Annotated in this window: 13 protein-coding genes; 9 read left to right on the top strand and 4 right to left on the bottom strand. The window is 67.7% G+C overall.

The genetic code is table 11. The features are described from left to right. Positions 1 to 344 precede the first annotated feature (344 nt). Positions 345 to 662: a 2Fe-2S iron-sulfur cluster-binding protein gene (locus V8201_RS08795; protein ID WP_037536615.1), complete on the bottom strand. Its 318-nt coding sequence runs from the start codon at positions 660 to 662 to the stop codon at positions 345 to 347. Between the two features lie 72 nt (positions 663 to 734). Here V8201_RS08795 and V8201_RS08790 point away from each other — a divergent pair, with 72 nt between their 5' ends. From V8201_RS08790 to treA, 9 genes are all read left to right on the top strand, one after another. Further along, positions 735 to 1,370 carry a DNA-3-methyladenine glycosylase family protein gene (locus tag V8201_RS08790; protein ID WP_037536617.1) on the top strand — a complete coding sequence of 212 codons (636 nt, stop codon included), beginning with the start codon at positions 735 to 737 and terminating at the stop codon, positions 1,368 to 1,370. Between the two features lie 87 nt (positions 1,371 to 1,457). Then, positions 1,458 to 2,765, top strand: a complete 1,308-nt coding sequence (locus V8201_RS08785) for an Nramp family divalent metal transporter (RefSeq protein ID WP_037536619.1) — start codon at positions 1,458 to 1,460, stop codon at positions 2,763 to 2,765. Positions 2,766 to 2,844: 79 nt separating this feature from the next. After that, positions 2,845 to 5,292: a glycogen/starch/alpha-glucan phosphorylase gene (locus V8201_RS08780; RefSeq protein ID WP_037536621.1), complete on the top strand. Its 2,448-nt coding sequence runs from the start codon at positions 2,845 to 2,847 to the stop codon at positions 5,290 to 5,292. Further along, positions 5,289 to 7,454 (top strand): 1,4-alpha-glucan branching protein GlgB, encoded by a 2,166-nt coding sequence (gene glgB / locus V8201_RS08775; protein WP_336545048.1) that lies wholly within the window; start codon positions 5,289 to 5,291, stop codon positions 7,452 to 7,454. The genes V8201_RS08780 and glgB overlap by 4 nt, the downstream gene beginning before the upstream one ends. A gap of 45 nt (positions 7,455 to 7,499) precedes the next feature. Next, the gene (gene glgC / locus V8201_RS08770) at positions 7,500 to 8,762 is read left to right on the top strand and encodes a glucose-1-phosphate adenylyltransferase (RefSeq protein ID WP_336545047.1); all 1,263 of its coding nucleotides are present in this window, start codon (positions 7,500 to 7,502) and stop codon (positions 8,760 to 8,762) included. After that, the gene (gene glgA / locus V8201_RS08765; RefSeq protein ID WP_336545046.1) at positions 8,759 to 10,174 is read left to right on the top strand and encodes a glycogen synthase GlgA; all 1,416 of its coding nucleotides are present in this window, start codon (positions 8,759 to 8,761) and stop codon (positions 10,172 to 10,174) included. Before glgC ends, glgA begins: the two co-directional genes overlap by 4 nt. Beyond that, entirely contained in the window at positions 10,171 to 11,790 is a 1,620-nt protein-coding gene (locus V8201_RS08760; RefSeq protein WP_336545045.1) for an alpha-D-glucose phosphate-specific phosphoglucomutase, read from the top strand. Before glgA ends, V8201_RS08760 begins: the two co-directional genes overlap by 4 nt. Continuing rightward, entirely contained in the window at positions 11,787 to 13,568 is a 1,782-nt protein-coding gene (locus V8201_RS08755) for a glycogen debranching protein (RefSeq protein WP_336545044.1), read from the top strand. Before V8201_RS08760 ends, V8201_RS08755 begins: the two co-directional genes overlap by 4 nt. Next, a complete protein-coding gene (treA, locus tag V8201_RS08750; RefSeq protein WP_336545043.1) occupies positions 13,565 to 15,097 on the top strand; it encodes an alpha,alpha-trehalase TreA in 1,533 nt (510 codons plus the stop codon). Before V8201_RS08755 ends, treA begins: the two co-directional genes overlap by 4 nt. Position 15,098: 1 nt before the next feature. On the opposite strand, the gene cyoD is transcribed toward treA, so the two are convergent. From cyoD to cyoB, 3 genes are read right to left on the bottom strand one after another with little or no spacing between them, the layout of a single operon-like run. Next, positions 15,099 to 15,476 carry a cytochrome o ubiquinol oxidase subunit IV gene (cyoD, locus tag V8201_RS08745; protein WP_336545042.1) on the bottom strand — a complete coding sequence of 126 codons (378 nt, stop codon included), beginning with the start codon at positions 15,474 to 15,476 and terminating at the stop codon, positions 15,099 to 15,101. Then, complete coding sequence (cyoC, locus tag V8201_RS08740) at positions 15,473 to 16,096, bottom strand: cytochrome o ubiquinol oxidase subunit III (RefSeq protein ID WP_037536632.1); 624 nt, start codon at positions 16,094 to 16,096, stop codon at positions 15,473 to 15,475. The genes cyoD and cyoC overlap by 4 nt, the downstream gene beginning before the upstream one ends. Further along, positions 16,093 to 18,099, bottom strand: coding sequence for a cytochrome o ubiquinol oxidase subunit I (cyoB, locus tag V8201_RS08735; protein ID WP_336545041.1), 2,007 nt, complete (start codon positions 18,097 to 18,099; stop codon positions 16,093 to 16,095). The genes cyoC and cyoB overlap by 4 nt, the downstream gene beginning before the upstream one ends.

Genomic DNA, 18,099 nt, shown 5'->3' with positions numbered 1-18,099 from the left:
GTCCAAGCTGCTCGTCTTCCAGTATTCCCGCGCGGGCGGGAATCCGGTGGCCAAGCAGAGCAACTATCGGCGGCGCAGAGAAACACTGGGCTTCCGCCGGCGCGGGGGCACTGTTGAAACTGGATGCTGCCTCAGCAAAGCAGACGCTGATTGGCGAATGGCCATTCGCCTCTCCGCAATTCCATCCAGCAAGCCAAACCACCCCGGCGCAGGCCGGGGTCCAGTCGTGTAACACTAGCGATCATTTACGATGCGCTCCCACCTGAACCCCGGCCTGCGCCGGCGTGGTCGATCTACGGGGCGAACTTTTCCCCCGCTGAGCGACGCCGGGAAGCGCCGTCCGCTCAATCCTCTGCGGCGATGGTGACCTTGAGGCCGTCGAGCGCGGGCGTCATCTGGATTTGGCACGACAGGCGCGAGGTGGCGTCGCGCTCGTCGCTCGAATCGAGCAGATCGTCCTCGTCGGGGCCCATCGCGGGCAGCTTGTCGGTGAAGGCGGGGTCGACGTGGACGTGGCAGGTGGCGCAGCTGCAGCAGCCGCCGCATAGCGCGAGCAGCTCGTCGATGCCGGCGTCGCGGATCACCTCCATCACCGACAGGCCGGTTTCGCCCATGATCTCACGTTCTTCCCCCTCGCGCGTAACGACGATAAGCTTGGGCATGACAGTCTCCGATGATGGCAGTCGCGGCCATGCCGTGCCGGTGCGCCGGGATCAAGCCGCGTGGGTATCCGCATGGGCCTGACCGCCGAACAGATTCGCACGGCGATGGATGCACTTGCCGCGGTCGAGCCGGCCTTCGCCAGCGGCCTTGCCCGGGTCGGTTACCCGCCGCCGCGGGTACGCGAGCGCGGCTATGCGACGCTGTTGCGGACGATCCTGGGGCAACAGGTCAGCGTCGCCTCCGCCGCTGCAGTCTATCGCAAGCTCGAATCTCTGGTCGGTGATCCGGGCGATCCGCACACCATTCTCGCCGCGAGCGACGAGACGCTGCGCGCCGCCGGCCTGTCGCGGCAGAAGGCGAGCTATGTCCGCAGCCTCGCCGAGGAGGTGACGAGCGGCCGGCTCGACCTCGCCCATTTGCCCGAGGATGATGAGGCGGCGATCGCGCAGCTCGTCCGCGTCAAGGGTATCGGGCGCTGGTCGGCGGAGATCTACCTGCTGTTCGCCGAGGGGCGGCCGGATATCTGGCCGGCGGGCGACCTGGCGGTGCAGATCGAGGTCGGCCGGCTGCTCGGCCACGAAGCGCGCCCGTCGGAGAAACTGACGCGCGACCTCGCCGAGGCGTGGCGGCCGCATCGCGGCGCGCTCGCCATCTTCACCTGGCATCATTACGGCGCTGGACCGGATGTCGACGCGTCGCCGGTCTGATCGGGCAGGTGTTTGATAAGATGGATTGAACCGGGAGCGCGACAGGCCGCTTGCCGCCGCCCGCGGCTTCCGCCACACACCGGCGCCATGACGCCACCCGCCTCTGCCCCCGCCGTGTCGCTGTCCGGCAGCCATCGCAGCGTCGCGGTGCCGAGCGGTGGTGCGGGCTGGCGGCGGCTCGGGGCGTTCATGGGGCCGGGCTTCCTCGTCGCGGTCGGCTATATGGACCCGGGCAATTGGGCGACCGACATCGCCGGCGGCTCGGCGTTCGGTTATACGCTGCTGTCGGTTATCCTGCTCTCCAATCTGATGGCGATCGTCTTGCAGGCGCTGTCGGCGCGGCTCGGCATCGCCGCGGGGCTCGATCTCGCGCAGGCGTGCCGGGCCTATTACAGCAAGCCGGTGGCGCTGCTGCTCTGGCTGCTCGCCGAGATCGCGATCATCGCCTGCGACCTGGCCGAGGTGCTCGGCACCGCGATCGCGCTGCAACTGCTGTTCGGCATTCCCTTGGTGTGGGGCGTGATTGTCACCGCCGCCGACGTCTTCCTGATCCTCGCGCTGCAACGCTTCGGCTTCCGCAAGCTGGAAGCGTTCATCGTCGCCTTGCTGCTGATCATCGCCGGCTGCTTCGCCTTCGAGCTGTTCCACGCCAGACCCGACGTCGGCGGCATGCTCGCCGGGCTGGTGCCGTCACCCGGGATCATCACCGATCCGGCGAAACTGTACCTCGCGATCGGCATCCTCGGCGCGACGGTGATGCCGCACAACCTCTACCTCCATTCCTCGCTCGTGCAGACGCGTGCATTCGAGCGCAGCGACGCGGGCAAGGCGGATGCGGCGAAGATGGCGACGATCGACAGCACGATCGCGCTCGGCCTCGCCTTCTTCATCAACGCCGCGATCCTGATCGTCGCCGCCGCGGTCTTCCATACCGCCGGCCGCACCGAGATCGCCGAGATCGACGAAGCCTATCGCCTGCTCGCGCCGATGATGGGCGTCGGCGCGGCGAGCATCGTCTTCGGCGTCGCGCTGCTCGCCTCGGGACAGAATTCGACGATCACCGGCACGCTCGCCGGGCAGATCGTGATGGAGGGGTTCCTCCATCTCCGGCTGCCGAGCTGGCTGCGCCGACTGGTGACGCGGTTGCTGGCGATCATCCCGGCGGTGATCGTCGTCGGCGCGAGCGGCGAAGGCGGCGCGACGCGGCTGCTGGTGCTGAGCCAGGTGGTGCTCAGCCTCCAGCTGCCCTTTGCCGTCGTGCCGCTGGTGCTGTTCACCGGCCAAACGCGGGTGATGGGCCGTTTCGTCAGCCCGCTGTGGCTGCGCGGACTCGCCTGGCTGATCGCGGCGATCATCGTCGTGCTCAACCTGACCTTATTGATCAGCATGCTATAAGCTTCGAAAATGGCCGTTTTCGCGCTCGACAGGCGCGACGCGGCAGCCTTTCTTCGTCTCCTCTTGCTTCGGACATGCCGTGACAGACAGCCAAGCCGCCGCCCCGATCGCGTCTGCCCCCCGCCCCGCGCCGCCCGCGCTCGCCTCGGCGATCGTCGACACGCTGGTGCATCGCATCGGCAAGGACGCGCAGGCGGCACGGCCGCACGACTGGCTCGCCGCGACGATCTTCACGCTGCGCAACGAGATCATCGAACGCTGGATGGAATCGACCAAGGCGGCGCATGCCGCGGGAGCCAAGCGGGTCTATTATCTCAGCCTGGAATTCCTGATCGGGCGGCTGCTGCGCGACGCGCTCTCCAACCTGCGCCATAATGACGAGGTCGGCGAGGCACTCGCCAGCCTCGGCGTCGATCTCGCCGCGATCGAGGAGATCGAGCCCGATGCCGCGCTCGGCAACGGCGGCCTCGGCCGGCTCGCCGCCTGTTTCATGGAGAGCCTCGCCAGCCTCGACCTGCCCGCCTACGGCTATGGCATCCGCTATGTGAACGGCATGTTCCGCCAGCGGCTCGACGACGGCTGGCAGGTCGAGCTCCCCGAGAACTGGCTCGCGCATGGCAATCCGTGGGAGTTCGAGCGGCGCGAGAGCGCCTATTTCGTCGGCTTCGGCGGCGAGGTGACGCAGACCGCGGCGGGTCAGGTGCATTGGTCGCCGGCCGAGGCGGTCGAGGCGGTGGCGGTCGATACGCCGATGGTCGGCTGGCGCGGCAAGCGCGTCAACACGCTGCGGCTGTGGAATGCGCGCGCCTTCGATCCGATCAAGCTCGACCGGTTCAACGCCGGCGATTTCGAAGGCGCGCTCGCCGGCCAGTTGCGCGCCGAGACGCTGACCCGCGTCCTCTACCCCAATGACAGCACGCCGGCCGGGCAGGAGCTGCGGCTGCGCCAGGAATATTTCTTCTCCTCGGCGTCGATCCAGGACATCGTCCGCCGTCACCTGCAATATTTCGGCGATATCCGCACCCTGCCCGACAAGGCGGCGATCCAGCTCAACGACACGCATCCGGCGGTGTCGGTCGCCGAACTGATGCGGCTGCTGGTCGATTTCCACGAACTCACCTTCGATGAGGCGTGGGACATCACCCGTGCGACCTTTGGCTATACCAACCATACCCTGCTGCCCGAGGCGCTGGAAAGCTGGCCGCTGCCGCTGTTCGAGCGGCTGCTGCCGCGGCACATGCAGATCGTCTATGCGATCAACGCCAAGTTGCTCCGCGAGGCGTCGGCGGTGGAGGGCATCGACGGCAATGCGATCGCCGCGATCAGCCTGATCGACGAGGGCGGCGAACGGCGCGTCCGCATGGCCAATCTCGCCTTTGCCGGCAGCCACAGCGTCAACGGCGTCGCCGCGCTGCATACCGAACTGATGAAGCAGACGGTGTTCGCCGATCTGCACCGCCTCTATCCGACGCGGATCAACAACAAGACCAACGGCATCACCCCGCGCCGCTGGCTGCAACAGTGCAATCCGGCCCTGACGACGCTGCTGACCGAGGCGATCGGCGACGGATTCCAGGATGATGCCGCGCGGCTCAGCGCGCTGGCGCCGTTCGCGGACGATGCGGGTTTCCGGGAGCGTTTCGCTGCCGTTAAGCGTTCCAACAAGGTGACGCTGGCGACCTATATCAAAGAAAGCATGGGATTGTCGCTCGACCCCGATGCGATCTTCGACGTGCAGATCAAACGCATCCACGAATATAAGCGCCAGCTGCTCAACATCGTCGAGGCGGTCGCGCTCTACGACCAGATCCGCAGCCATCCCGAACGCCGCTGGACGCCGCGCGTCAAGCTGTTCGCCGGCAAGGCGGCGTCGAGCTATTACAACGCCAAGCTGATCATCAAGCTCGCCAACGACGTCGCCAAGCGGATCAATGCCGACCCCATGGTCGGCGATCTGCTCAAGGTGGCGTTCGTCCCCAATTACAACGTCAGCCTCGCCGAGAAGATCATCCCCGCCGCCGACCTGTCCGAGCAGATCTCGACCGCCGGGATGGAGGCCTCGGGCACCGGCAACATGAAGTTCGCGCTCAACGGCGCGCTGACGATCGGCACGCTCGACGGCGCCAATATCGAGATCAAGGATCACGTCGGCGACGATCATATCTTCATCTTCGGCCTGACCGCCGACGAGGTCGCCGACAAGCGCGCGCACGGCTATCGCGGGCGCGAGGTGATCGAGGGGTCGCGCGAGCTGGCGCAGGCGGTCAACGCCATCGCCTCCGGCGTCTTCTCGCCCGACGATCCCAACCGCTACAAGGGATTGATGGACGGCCTCTACGAGCATGACTGGTTCATGCTCGCCGCCGATTTCGACGCTTATGCCGCCGCGCAGCGCAACGTCGACGCCCGCTTCGGCGACCGGCCGGCGTGGGACCGGTCGGCGGTGCTCAACGTCGCCAATATGGGGTGGTTCTCGTCGGACCGGACGATCGGCGAATATGCCAGGCAGATCTGGGGTGTGATGTGACGCCGCCGCGTGGCGCCATCGCTGCACTGCTGGAAGGGCGTCACGACGATCCGTTCTCGCTGCTCGGCAGTTTCACCGGACCGGCGGGCACCTTCGCGCGCACGCTGATCCCCGGCGCCGAGACGGCCGAGGCGCACGATCTGTCCGGCGTGTCGCTCGGCCAACTGACCCGGATCGACGATCGTGGGCTGTTCGAAGGGACGATCGCCGGCGATCCGCAGCCGATCGCCTATCGTGCGCAGGGCTATGGCGCCGAATGGTGGGTGACCGATCCGTACAGCTTCGGCCCGGTGCTCGGCCCGACCGACGATTATCTGATCGCGGAAGGATCGCATTTCCGCCTCTACGACAAGATGGGCGCGCACCTCATCACCCATCAGGGCGCGGCGGGGATGCATTTCGCGGTCTGGGCGCCCAACGCGCGACGCGTCTCGGTGGTCGGCGACTTCAACGACTGGAACGATACGCGCCATGTGATGCGCCGCCGCGGTGACATCGGCGTGTGGGAGATCTTCCTGCCCGACATCGGCGCCGGCCGCAGCTACAAATTCGCCATCCTCGGCCCCGACGGCACGCTCCAGCCGCTCAAAGCCGATCCCTTCGCCTTCGCCGCCGAGCTGCGCCCCAAGACCGCGTCGCTGACCACCGCGCCGCCAAGCCACGTCTGGGGCGATGCCGCGCATCGGCAGACCTGGTCGACGGTCGATCCGCGCCGCGTGCCGGTGAGCATCTACGAAGTGCATGCCGGCAGCTGGGATCGCGACGCCAATGGTTGGTATCTGTCGTGGGATGCGCTCGCCGACCGGCTGATCCCCTATGTCGTCGACATGGGGTTCACCCATATCGAGTTCATGCCGATCAGCGAACATCCCTATGATCCGTCATGGGGATATCAGACCACCGGGCTCTACGCTCCGTCGGCGCGGTTCGGCGATCCCGACGGCTTCGCGCGCTTCGTCGACGGCGCGCATCGCGCCGGCATCGGCGTGCTGCTCGACTGGGTGCCGGCGCATTTTCCGGTCGATCCGCACGGCCTCACCCGCTTCGACGGCACCGCGCTCTACGAGCATGAGGACCCGCGGCTCGGCTTCCACCCCGACTGGCAGACCGCGATCTACAATTTCGGGCGGCGCGAGGTGCGCTCGTTCCTGATCAACAACGCGCTGTTCTGGGCGGAGCGCTACCATGTCGACGGGCTGCGCGTCGATGCGGTCGCCTCGATGCTCTACCGCGACTACAGCCGCGAGGCGGGCGAGTGGATCCCCAATGCCGAGGGCGGGCGCGAGAATTGGGAGGCGGTCGGCTTCCTGCGCGACATGAATCGCGCGCTTTACGGCAAGGAAGACGGCGTCTTCACCGTCGCCGAGGAATCGACGAGCTGGCCCGGCGTCTCGGCCCCGGCCTTCGACGACGGGCCGCGCACCAATCTCGGCTTCGGGTTCAAATGGAACATGGGCTGGATGCACGACACGCTCCAGTATTTCGCGCGCGAACCCGTCCATCGCCGCCATCACCACGGCGAGATCACCTTCGGATTCGTCTATGCCTTCGACGAGAATTTCGTGCTGCCGCTCAGCCACGACGAGGTGGTGCACGGCAAGGGATCACTCCTCACCAAGATGGCGGGCGACGACTGGCAGCAATTCGCCAATCTGCGCGCCTATTACGCCTTCATGTGGGGCTATCCCGGCAAGAAGCTGCTGTTCATGGGTCAGGAATTCGCGCAGCGGCAGGAATGGAGCGAGGATCGCGCGCTCGACTGGCATCTCGACCGGTCGGCGGCGCATGGCGGCGTGCGCAAGCTCGTCCGCGACCTCAACCGCCTGTATCGCGACACGCCGGCGCTGCATGCGCGCGACTGCGAGCCCGACGGGTTCGAATGGCTGATCGGCGACGATGCCGCCAATTCGGTCTTCGCCTGGCTGCGCAAGGCGCCCGGCGAGCGACCAGTCGCGGTGATCGCCAATCTGACGCCGGTAGCGCGGGCGCCCTATCGCATCCCGCTGCCGCACGACGGGCGCTGGCGCGAGATCATCAATTCCGACGCGCATGACTATTGGGGCTCGGGCCTCGGCAATCTCGGCGGGGTCGAGGCGCAGGGCGGCGCGGCCTGGGTGACGCTGCCGCCGCTCGCCACGGTGATGCTGCAATTCGACGGCTGACCGGCATCCGACGCGATGCCGACAAGGATGAAACAGGAGGGTGCCATGGTAGACAGACGAGGACAGCCGCTTTCGCGCGACGCGATGGCTTATGTGCTGGCAGGGGGCCGCGGCAGCCGGTTGATGGAACTGACCGACACGCGCGCCAAGCCGGCGGTGTACTTCGGCGGCAAGAGCCGGATCATCGACTTCGCGCTGTCGAACGCGATCAATTCGGGCATCCGGCGGATCGGCGTCGCGACGCAATACAAGGCGCATTCGCTGATCCGCCATCTCCAGCGCGGCTGGAACTTCCTGCGGCCGGAGCGCAACGAAAGCTTCGACATCCTGCCCGCCTCGCAGCGCGTGTCGGAGTTCCAATGGTATGAGGGCACCGCCGACGCGGTGTTCCAGAACATCGACATCATCGAGACGTATAACGTCGAATATATGGTGATCCTCGCCGGTGATCATATCTACAAGATGGATTACGAGATCATGCTCCAGCAGCATTGCGACAGTGGCGCCGACGTCACCGTCGCCTGCATGGAGGTGCCGCGGATGGAGGCGGTCGCCTTCGGCGTGATGCATGTCGACGAGACCGACCGGATCATCGACTTCGTCGAAAAGCCCGCCGATCCGCCGGCGATCCCCGGCCAGCCCGATATCGCGCTCGCCAGCCTCGGCATCTATGTCTTCCGCACCAAATTCCTGATCGAGCAGCTGAAGCGCGATGCCGCGACCGAAGGATCGGCGCGCGACTTCGGCAAGGACATCATCCCCTATCTGGTCGAACACGGCACCGCGCAGGCGCATCGCTTCTCGCAGAGCTGCGTGCGCACCAGCGAGGAGCCTGCCGCCTATTGGCGCGACGTCGGCACGGTCGATGCCTATTGGGAGGCGAACATCGACCTCACCGATATCATCCCGCAGCTCGACGTCTACGATCACGAATGGCCCCTGTGGACCTATTCGGAGATCACCCCGCCCGCCAAGTTCGTCCATGACGTCGACGGACGTCGCGGCTCGGCGGTGTCGAGCCTCGTTTCGGGCAACTGCATCGTCTCGGGTTCGTCGATCCACCGCAGCCTGCTGTCGACCGGTGTACGCGCGCACAGCTTCTCGTCGCTCGATGAAGCGGTGGTGCTGCCCTATTGCGAGATCGGCCGGAACGCGCGGCTCAAGCGGGTGGTGATCGATCGCGGCGTGGTGATCCCGGACGGGCTCGTCGTCGGCGAGGACCCGGCGCTCGACACGCAGCGCTTCCGGCGCACCGACAAGGGCATCTGCCTCATCACCCAGCCGATGATCGACCGCCTCGCGCTGTGACGCTGTCGGTCCTCTCGGTCGCCTCCGAGGCGTTTCCGCTGGTCAAGACCGGCGGGCTCGCCGACGTGGTCGGCGCGCTGCCCGATGCGCTCGCGCCGCATGGCGTCGCCACGACGACGATGATCCCGGGCTATCCGGCGATCGGCAAGGCGATCAAGGGCGCCAAGGTGGTGCGGCGCTGGCCGCGGCTGCTCGGTGCGGAGGCGCGGCTGCTGCGCGCGCGGATCGGCGACCATCCGCTGCTCGTGCTCGACGCGCCGGCGCTGTTCGCGCGGCCCGGCGGGCTGTACGGCGCCGAGGACGACTGGCGCCGCTTCGCTGCCCTGTCGCGTGCGGCGGCGGATATCGCCGGCGATTACGACGTGCTCCACGCGCATGACTGGCAGGCGGCGATGGCCCCCGCCTATCTGCGCTACGGCAGCGGCGCGGCGCGGCGCCCGGCGAGCGTGATGACGGTGCACAATATCGCCTTCCAGGGCCATTTCGACGCGGCGGTATTCGCCGAGCTCGACCTGCCCGCCGCGGCCTATGCGATCGACGGCGTCGAATATTATGGCGGCGTCGGCTTCCTCAAGGCGGGGCTCGAAGCGGCGGATGCGATCACCACGGTCAGCCCGACCTATGCCGCCGAGATCCGCGAGGGGCGTTTCGGCATGGGGCTGGAGGGACTCATCGAAAGCCGGCGCGGCAGCGTCCACGGCATCGTCAACGGCATCGACCCGGCAATCTGGAACCCGGATCGCGATGCCGCCCTCCCCAGCCGCTATTCCGCCCGCGCGCTCGGCCGGCGCAAGACGAACAAGCGCGCGATCGAGAAGACCTTCGGGCTGGAGGCGGGCGGCGGGCCGCTGTTCACCGTGATCAGCCGGCTGACCTGGCAGAAGGGCATGGACGTGCTCGTCACCTGCCTCGACGAACTGGTCGCGGGCGGCGGCCGGCTGGCGCTGCTCGGCTCGGGCGACGCGCATCTCGAAGCCGCCTTCCTCGCCGCGGCGGCGCGGCACCCGGGGCGGATCGCGGTGCGGATCGGCTATGACGAGCCGCTGTCGCACCTGTTGCAGGGCGGCGCCGACGCGATCCTGATCCCGTCGCGCTTCGAGCCGTGCGGCCTCACCCAGCTCTACGGCCTCGCCTACGGCTGCGTGCCGATCGTCGCGCGCACCGGCGGGCTCGCCGATACGGTGATCGACGCCAATCAGGCCGCGCTCGCCGCGGGGGTCGCGACCGGCTTCCAGCATGGCGAGACCAATTACCACACGCTGGCGCATGCGATCGCGCGCGCCATTGCGGCCTATGCGCGCCCCGACCTATGGTGCACCTTGCAGCGCAATGGGATGCGCGCCGATTTCTCCTGGTCGGAAAGCGGGCGACGCTATGCCGATCTCTACCACAGCCTGACAGGAACCGCATGATCCGCACCGTCGCGAGCCAAGCCTATTCGGACCAGAAGCCCGGTACGTCGGGACTGCGCAAGAAGGTCACCGTCTTCCAGCAGCCCAATTATGCCGAGAATTTCGTCCAGTCGGTGTTCGACGTGATCGACGGCAAGGACGGCGCGACGCTGGTGATCGGCGGCGACGGGCGCTTCCTCAACCGTGAGGTGATCCAGAAGGCGATCCGCATCGCCGCCGCGAACGGCTTCGGCCGCGTCGTCGTCGGCCGCGGCGGGCTGCTCTCCACCCCCGCGGCGAGCAACATGATCCGCATCCGCGGCGCGCTCGGCGGGCTGGTGCTCTCGGCGAGCCACAATCCGGGCGGCCCGACCGAGGATTTCGGCATCAAATACAATATCGCCAACGGCGGACCGGCGCCCGAGCCGGTCACCGAGGCCCTGTACCAGCGCACCAGGACGATCGACCGCTGGCTGACCGTCGACGCCGACGACGTCGATCTCGATACGCTGGGCGAGGTGACGGTCGGCGAGATGACGGTCGAAGTGGTCGATCCGGTCGCCGATTATGCCGCGCTGATGGAGCGGCTGTTCGACTTCGACGCGATCCGCGCCGCCGGGCTGACGATGGCGTTCGACGCGATGAGCGCCGTCACCGGCCCCTATGCGACCGAGATCCTCGAACGCCGGCTCGGCTTTGCGCCCGGCACGGTGCGCAACGGCGAGCCGCTCGAGGATTTCGGCGGCCACCATCCGGACCCCAACCTCGTCCATGCGCGCGCGCTGTACGAGACGATGATGGCGGCGGACGCCCCTGATTTCGGCGCGGCGTCGGACGGCGACGGCGACCGCAATCTCATCATCGGCCGCGCCCGCTTCGTCACGCCCTCGGACAGCCTCGCGATGCTCGCGGCGAACGCGCACCTCGCCCCCGGCTATAAGGCCGGCCTCAAGGGCATCGCCCGCTCGATGCCGACCAGCGCCGCGGCGGATCGCGTCGCCGAAACGCTCGGCGTGCCGATCTTCGAAACGCCGACGGGGTGGAAGTTCTTCGGCAATCTGCTCGACGCGGGCATGGCGACGATCTGCGGCGAGGAGAGCGCGGGCACTGGATCGGATCACGTCCGCGAGAAGGACGGGCTGTGGGCGGTGCTGCTCTGGCTCAACATCCTCGCGGTGCGCGGCGAATCGGTCGATGCGATCGCGCGCGACCATTGGGCGACCTATGGCCGCAACTATTACGCCCGCCACGATTACGAGGGCGTCGACAGCGCCCGCGCCGATGCGCTGATGACGGAGCTGCGCGGCTCGCTCGCGGGGCTGCCGGGCCGCACGGTCGCCGGGCTGCGCATCGCGACCGCGGACGACTTCGCCTATAACGATCCGACCGACGGCTCGGTCAGCCGCAACCAGGGCGTGCGCATCCTGTTCGACGGCGGCAGCCGCGTCGTTTTCCGCCTGTCGGGCACGGGCACCAGCGGCGCGACGTTGCGCGTCTATCTGGAACGCTACGAACCCGCCGGCGGTGACCTCGACCGGGAGACCGGCGCGATGCTCGCCGATATCGTCGCGGCGGCGGACGAGATCGCCGGCATCACCCGCCACACCGGGCGTAGCGAGCCGGACGTCATCACGTGATCGCCGCGCCCGTGCTGGGCGCGACGCCAAGCGACTCGGGCGTCAGCTTCGCGGTACGCGCGGCGACGCCGGTCTGGCTGTGCCTCTGGGACGGTGCCAGCGAGCGGCGTGTCGCGATGCGCGACGCGGGCGAGGGCGTCTGGACCGCTACGGTCGCCGGCATCGGGCTCGGTCAGCCTTATGGCTATCGGGCCGAGGCGGACATGGCGAAGCTGCTGGTCGATCCCTATGCGACCGCGCTCGACCGCCCCTTCGCCTATGATCCCCGGCTCGGCGCGCCGGGGGTGGAGACGGGCTCGCTCGTGCCGTGGAGCATCGTCGCCGAGGCGCCCGACATCCTGCCGCCGCCGCCGATCTTCGCGCCCGGCGGACTGATCTACGAGGTCAACGTGCGCGGCTTCACCATGTTGCACCCGGAGGTGCCCGCAGCGCAGCGCGGCACGATCGCCGCGCTCGCGCATCCGGCGGTGATCGCGCATCTCCAGCGGCTGCGCGTCGCGGCGATCGAACTGATGCCGATCGTCGCGTGGATCGACGAACGCCACCTGCCGCCGCTCGGATTGCGCAATGTCTGGGGCTATAATCCGGTCGTGCCGATGGCGATCGACCCGCGGCTCGCCCCCGGCGGCATCGCCGAGCTGACCGCCACCGTCGCGACGTTGCGCGCCGCGGGGATCGGCGTGATCCTCGACCTCGTGTTCAACCACAATGGCGAGAGCGACCGCGACGGCCCCACCCTGTCGCTGCGCGGCCTCGACGAGGCGCTGTACTTCGCCCATGGCGAAGACGGCACGCTGATCAACGACAGCGGTACCGGCAACACGCTCGACTGCGCGCAGCCGGCGGTGCGCGCGCTGATCCTCGCCAGCCTGCGTCATTTCGCGCGCGCCGGGGTCGACGGCTTCCGCTTCGATCTCGCGCCGGTGCTGGCGCGCGGCCCCGGTTTCGATCCGCAGGCGCCGATCTTCGCCGAGATCGCCGCCGACCCGCTGCTCGCGACGCGGGTGATGATCGCCGAGCCATGGGATATCGGGCCGGGCGGCTATCAGCTCGGACGCTTTCCGCAGAACTGGCTCGAATGGAACGACCGCTATCGTGACGACCTGCGCCGCTTCTGGCGCGGTGACGGTGCGGCGGGGGCGCTCGCGACGCGGATCGCGGGATCGGCGGACGTGTTCGGCGCGGGCGCGACCCGCAGCGTCAATTTCGTCGCCGCGCATGATGGCTTCACGCTCGCCGACACCGTCGCTTATGCCGAGCGGCACAATCACGCCAATGGCGAGGACAATCGCGACGGCCATGGCGACAATCACAGCTGGAACAACGGCGTCGAGGGCGAGACCGACGATGCCGCCGTCCTCGCCCGGCGCGACGCCGATCGCCGGGCGCTGCTCACCCTGCTGTTCGCGTCGCGCGGCACGATCCTGCTGACCGCGGGCGACGCGTTCGCGCGCACGCAACGCGGCAACAACAATGCCTATGCGCAGGACAATGCGATCGGCTGGGTCGACTGGACGACGCGCGACACCGCGCTGGAGGCCTTCGTCGCCGCGCTCGCCGCCTTCCGCGCCGCGCATGGACTCGACCGGGTGGCGCCCTATCCCGCCGCCGACTGGCGCCGGCTCGACGGCGAGCCGATGCGCGACGGCGACTGGGACGGGGCGGACGGCTTCGTGCTGCGCTTGCCCGACGGGGACGCCGCCGTCACACTGCGGGTCGATCGGCGGACGCGGCGCGTTGCGCTGTGCCACGGCCAGTCGCTGGAGAATCGCTCATGATCCGCCCCCTGCTGCTCGCGCTGTCCGGTCTGCTCGTCGCGGCGACGCCCCTGTCGCCGGCGCAGCGGTTCGGCGCGCTGTTCCGCGACGTGCAGATGCGGCAGATCTTTCCCGACTCGAAGACCTTCGCCGATGCCGAGCCGCGTGCACCGGATGCCGCGATCCTTGCCGACTATAGTCGTTGCGCCTGTGGCGACGATGCCGAGCTCAAGGCGTTCGTGCTCGCGCATTTCACCTTGCCGGTGACGCCCGTGGCACCACCGCCGGCGAAGACGCTCGGCCTCGCCGCGCATATCGACGCGCTGTGGCCGCAGCTGACCCGGACTCTGCCGAACGTGCCGGCGGGATCATCGGCACTGTCGCTACCGCGCCGCTTCGTCGTGCCGGGCGGGCGGTTCCGCGAGATGTATTATTGGGATTCCTACTTCACGATGCTCGGCCTGCAGGCATCGGGGCGGCAGGATCTGGTCGAGGACATGATCGCCGATTTCGGCAGCCTGATCGATCGCTACGGCCGCATCCCCAATGGCACGCGCACCTATTATCTCAGCCGCTCGCAGCCGCCCTTCTTCTACCTGATCGCCGGCCTGTCGCGCGATGCCGGGACGCTGGCGCAGCGGACGCGGTGGATGCGCGCGGAACATGATTTCTGGATGGCGGGCGCGGACGGGCTCAAGCCCGGCGGCGAACATGCCCGCGTCGTCCGCCTCGCCGATGGCGCGTTGCTCAACCGCTATTGGGACGATCGCGACGATCCGCGCGACGAAAGCTATCGCGAGGATGCCGCGCTCGTCGCGGCGACGCCGGGGCGCGACGCCAGGACGCTGTACCGTGACCTGCGCGCCGGGGCGGAAAGCGGCTGGGACTTCAGCTCACGCTGGCTCGGCGACGGGCGGACGCTGGCGACGATCCGGACGACGCGGATCGTGCCGGTCGATCTCAACAGCCTGCTCTACGGCATGGAGCGGAGCATCGCCGCCAATTGCCGCCAGCTCGGTGATACCGCCTGCGCGGCGGGCTATGATGCCGCCGCGCGCGATCGTGGCGTGGCGATCGAGCGGCATCTGTGGAACCCTGCCGGCTTCTATGCCGACCATGATCTCGACGCGCGGCGGCCGACCGCGGCGCGTACTGCGGCGATGGCCTATCCGCTGTTCGTCGGCCTCGCCCCCGCTCCGCGGGCGCAGGCGACCGCACGGGCGCTCGCGCCATTGGTCGGCGAAGGCGGGCTCGGCACCACGGCGGTGCGCACCGGTCAGCAGTGGGACGAGCCCAACGGCTGGGCGCCGCTGCAATATGTCGCGATCGCCGGACTGCGCCGCTATCGCGAGGAGGCGCTCGCCACCCGTATCGCGGACGGTTGGCTGGCGACCGTCGCCCGCGAATATGCCGCCAGCGGCAAGCTGCTCGAGAAATACAATGTCGTCGAGCGGCTGCCCGGCGGCGGCGGGGAATATCCGTTGCAGGACGGGTTCGGCTGGACCAACGGCGTGACGCGGACGCTGCTGTCCGCGCCACCGACGCGCTGATCTACATCGCCGGCATGCTCGCCGGCATCAGATTGTGGTCGAGATGGCCCATGATCCAGATCGAACCGATCAGCACGAGCCCGACGATCAGCACGCCGAACGCCAAGGCGAGGACGTTGTTGGTATTGTCCGGCCCGCTGGTGACATGCAGGAAGAAGACGAGGTGGACGCCCATCTGCGCGATCGCCAGCGCGATCAGTGCGACCGGGATACCCGGGCCATAGATCGAGCCGCTATGCACCACCGCGAAGGACGCGATGCTGAGCACCGCCGCCAGCAGGAAGCCGACGATATAGGTCACCATCTTGCCGCGGATGTCGACGCCGCCCGAGTCTTCGCCGGGCGCGCGATCGTCGTCGAGGTCGGACTGATCGCTCATCCGGCGACTCCCAGCAGATAGACGGTGGTGAACAGCGCCACCCAGATGATGTCGAGCGCGTGCCAGAACAGGCTGAAGCAGGCGATGCGACGCAGGATCTCGTCTCGGAAACCCTTGGCCTGGACCTGCGCCATCATCGTCGTCAGCCAAACGAGGCCGAGCGTGACGTGGAGGCCATGACAGCCGACCAGCGCGAAGAAGGCCGACAGGAAGGCGCTGCGCTGCGGGCCATGGCCTTCGCCGATGAGGTGGAGGAACTCATAGGCTTCGAGCGCGAGAAAGCCGGCGCCGAGCAAGGCGGTCGCCGCCATCGCGATCTGGAACCAGAAACGGTTCTTCGCCGCGGTCGCGATCCCCGCCATGCCGCAGGCGAAGCTGGAGGCGAGCAGCAGCGCCGTCTCGCCACCGACCAGCGGCAGCTCGACGATGTCGCGCGCCGCCGGACCGCCCGCGGTCGCCTTGGCGAGCACCGCATAAGCGGCGAAGAAGCCGGCGAACATGATGAAGTCGGTGAGCAGGAAGATCCAGAAGCCATAAGCGACGACGACGCGCTTGGGCGCGGGCCCCCGTTCGCTGGGCGCAATCTCACCGCGACCGAGCTTGTGCGGATCGCCGCTCATGCCGGTTGGTCCGCGGGGATGTCGAGCAACCGCGCCTTGGCGTTGCGCCGCTCGGCGTCGAGCCGTTCCGCCTCGGCGGCACTGATCTCGATCTCATTCTCGTCACGCCACGCGAAGATCACGAAGGTCGCCCAGGCCCCGAGAAAGCCGAGCGCGAACAGCCACCAGATATGCCAGACCGCGGCAAAGCCGAGCGCGGTGGTGAAGAAGGCGGTGACGACACCGGTCGGCGAGTTGCGCGGCATGTGGAACGCCTCATATTTGGGGCGCTCGGAGAGTTCGCCATTATCGCGTGCGGTCGACTTGATCCCCCAATAGGCCTCCTCGCCCGTGACGTTCGGCAGCACCGCGAAGTTGAACGGCGGCGGCGGCGAGGTGGTGATCCATTCGAGGCTGCGCCCGTCCCATGGATCGCCGCTGACATCGACGAGGTCCTTGCGGTTGCGGATCGAGACGTAGAGTTGGATCACCTGGCAGGCGATGCCGCCGGCGATCATCAGCGCGCCGAACGCCGCCGCGATCAGCCACGGCTGCCAGCCCGGCACGTCGTAATGCGCCATCCGCCGCGTCATCCCCATCAGCCCCAGCACGTAGAGCGGCATGAAGGCGAGATAGAAGCCGCCGACCCACAGCCAGAAGGCGCGCCGCCCCCAACGCTCGTCGAGCCGGAAGCCGAACGCCTTGGGGAACCAGTAATTGTATCCGGCAAAGGCGCCGAACAGCACCCCGCCGATGATGACGTTGTGGAAATGCGCGACGAGGAACAGCGAATTGTGCAGCACGAAATCGGCGGGCGGCACCGCGAGCAGCACCCCGGTCATCCCGCCGATCACGAAGGTGACCATGAACGCCACCGCCCACAGCATCGGCACGTGGAAGCGAATCTTGCCGCCGTACATGGTGAACAGCCAGTTGAAGACCTTCACGCCGGTCGGCACCGCGATGATCATCGTCGTCACGCCGAAGAAGCCATTGACGTCGGCCCCCGCCCCCATCGTGAAGAAATGGTGCAGCCAAACCATGAACGACAGGATGCAGATCACCATCGTCGCCACCACCATCGAGCGGTAGCCGAACAGCGGCTTGCTCGAGAAGGTCGAGACGATCTCGCTGAACACGCCGAACGCCGGCAGGATCAGGATATAGACTTCTGGGTGGCCCCAGGCCCAGATGAGATTGACGAACATCATCTGATTGCCGCCAAGCTCGTTGGTGAAGAAGTGGAAGCCGAGGTAGCGGTCGAGCAGCAGCATCGCCAGCGTCGCGGTCAGGATCGGGAAGGCCGCGACGATCAGCAGGTTGGAGGCAAGGCTCGTCCAGCAGAACATCGGCATGCGGGTATAGCCCATGCCCGGCGCGCGCATCTTCAAGATGGTGGTGACGAGGTTGACCCCGGACAGCAACGTCCCGACGCCCGAGATCTGCAACGCCCATAGATAATAATCGACGCCGACGCCGGGCGAGAAGCGCAGCTCCGACAGCGGCGGATAGGCGAGCCAGCCGGTCTTGGCGAATTCGCCGATGACGAGGCTGAGGTTGATGAGCAACGCGCCGCTCGCGGTCAGCCAGAAGCTGACGTTGTTGAGCGTCGGAAAGGCGACGTCGCGGACGCCGAGTTGCAGCGGCACGACGAAGTTCATCAGCCCGATGACGAACGGCATCGCCACGAAGAAGATCATGATCGTGCCGTGCGCCGTGAAGATCTGGTCGTAATGTTCGGGCGGCAGATAGCCGGGATTGCCATAAGCGATCGCCTGCTGGCTGCGCATCATCGCCGCGTCGACGAAGCCTCGCATCAGCATCAGCAAGGCGAAACCGCAATACATGATGCCGATGCGCTTGTGATCGACCGAGGTGATCCATTCGCGCCACAGATAGGGAACGTGCCCGGCGCGCCACGTCCAGACCAGCACCGCCAGGATGCCGCTGCCGACGATCGCCGCGGCGATCAGCGGGATCGGCTGATCCCACGGAATCGAATGCCAGTTGAGCTTGCCGAACAT

The organism is Sphingomonas kyungheensis, assembly GCF_037120395.1.
Classification (GTDB): domain Bacteria; phylum Pseudomonadota; class Alphaproteobacteria; order Sphingomonadales; family Sphingomonadaceae; genus Sphingomonas; species Sphingomonas kyungheensis.
The sequence above is the reverse complement of the archived record's forward strand: the minus strand, read 5'-3'. Positions and strand labels throughout refer to the sequence as shown.

What these genes read in the sequence shown, in the direction of transcription:
- V8201_RS08795 (WP_037536615.1), bottom strand. Translation starts at nt 662, where the DNA reads ATGCCCAAGCTTATCGTCGTTACGCGCGAGGGGGAAGAACGTGAGATC.
- V8201_RS08790 (WP_037536617.1), top strand. Translation starts at nt 735, where the DNA reads ATGGGCCTGACCGCCGAACAGATTCGCACGGCGATGGATGCACTTGCC.
- V8201_RS08785 (WP_037536619.1), top strand. Translation starts at nt 1,458, where the DNA reads ATGACGCCACCCGCCTCTGCCCCCGCCGTGTCGCTGTCCGGCAGCCAT.
- glgC (WP_336545047.1), top strand. Translation starts at nt 7,500, where the DNA reads ATGGTAGACAGACGAGGACAGCCGCTTTCGCGCGACGCGATGGCTTAT.
- V8201_RS08760 (WP_336545045.1), top strand. Translation starts at nt 10,171, where the DNA reads ATGATCCGCACCGTCGCGAGCCAAGCCTATTCGGACCAGAAGCCCGGT.
- treA (WP_336545043.1), top strand. Translation starts at nt 13,565, where the DNA reads ATGATCCGCCCCCTGCTGCTCGCGCTGTCCGGTCTGCTCGTCGCGGCG.
- cyoD (WP_336545042.1), bottom strand. Translation starts at nt 15,476, where the DNA reads ATGAGCGATCAGTCCGACCTCGACGACGATCGCGCGCCCGGCGAAGAC.
- cyoC (WP_037536632.1), bottom strand. Translation starts at nt 16,096, where the DNA reads ATGAGCGGCGATCCGCACAAGCTCGGTCGCGGTGAGATTGCGCCCAGC.
- cyoB (WP_336545041.1), bottom strand. Translation starts at nt 18,099, where the DNA reads ATGTTCGGCAAGCTCAACTGGCATTCGATTCCGTGGGATCAGCCGATC.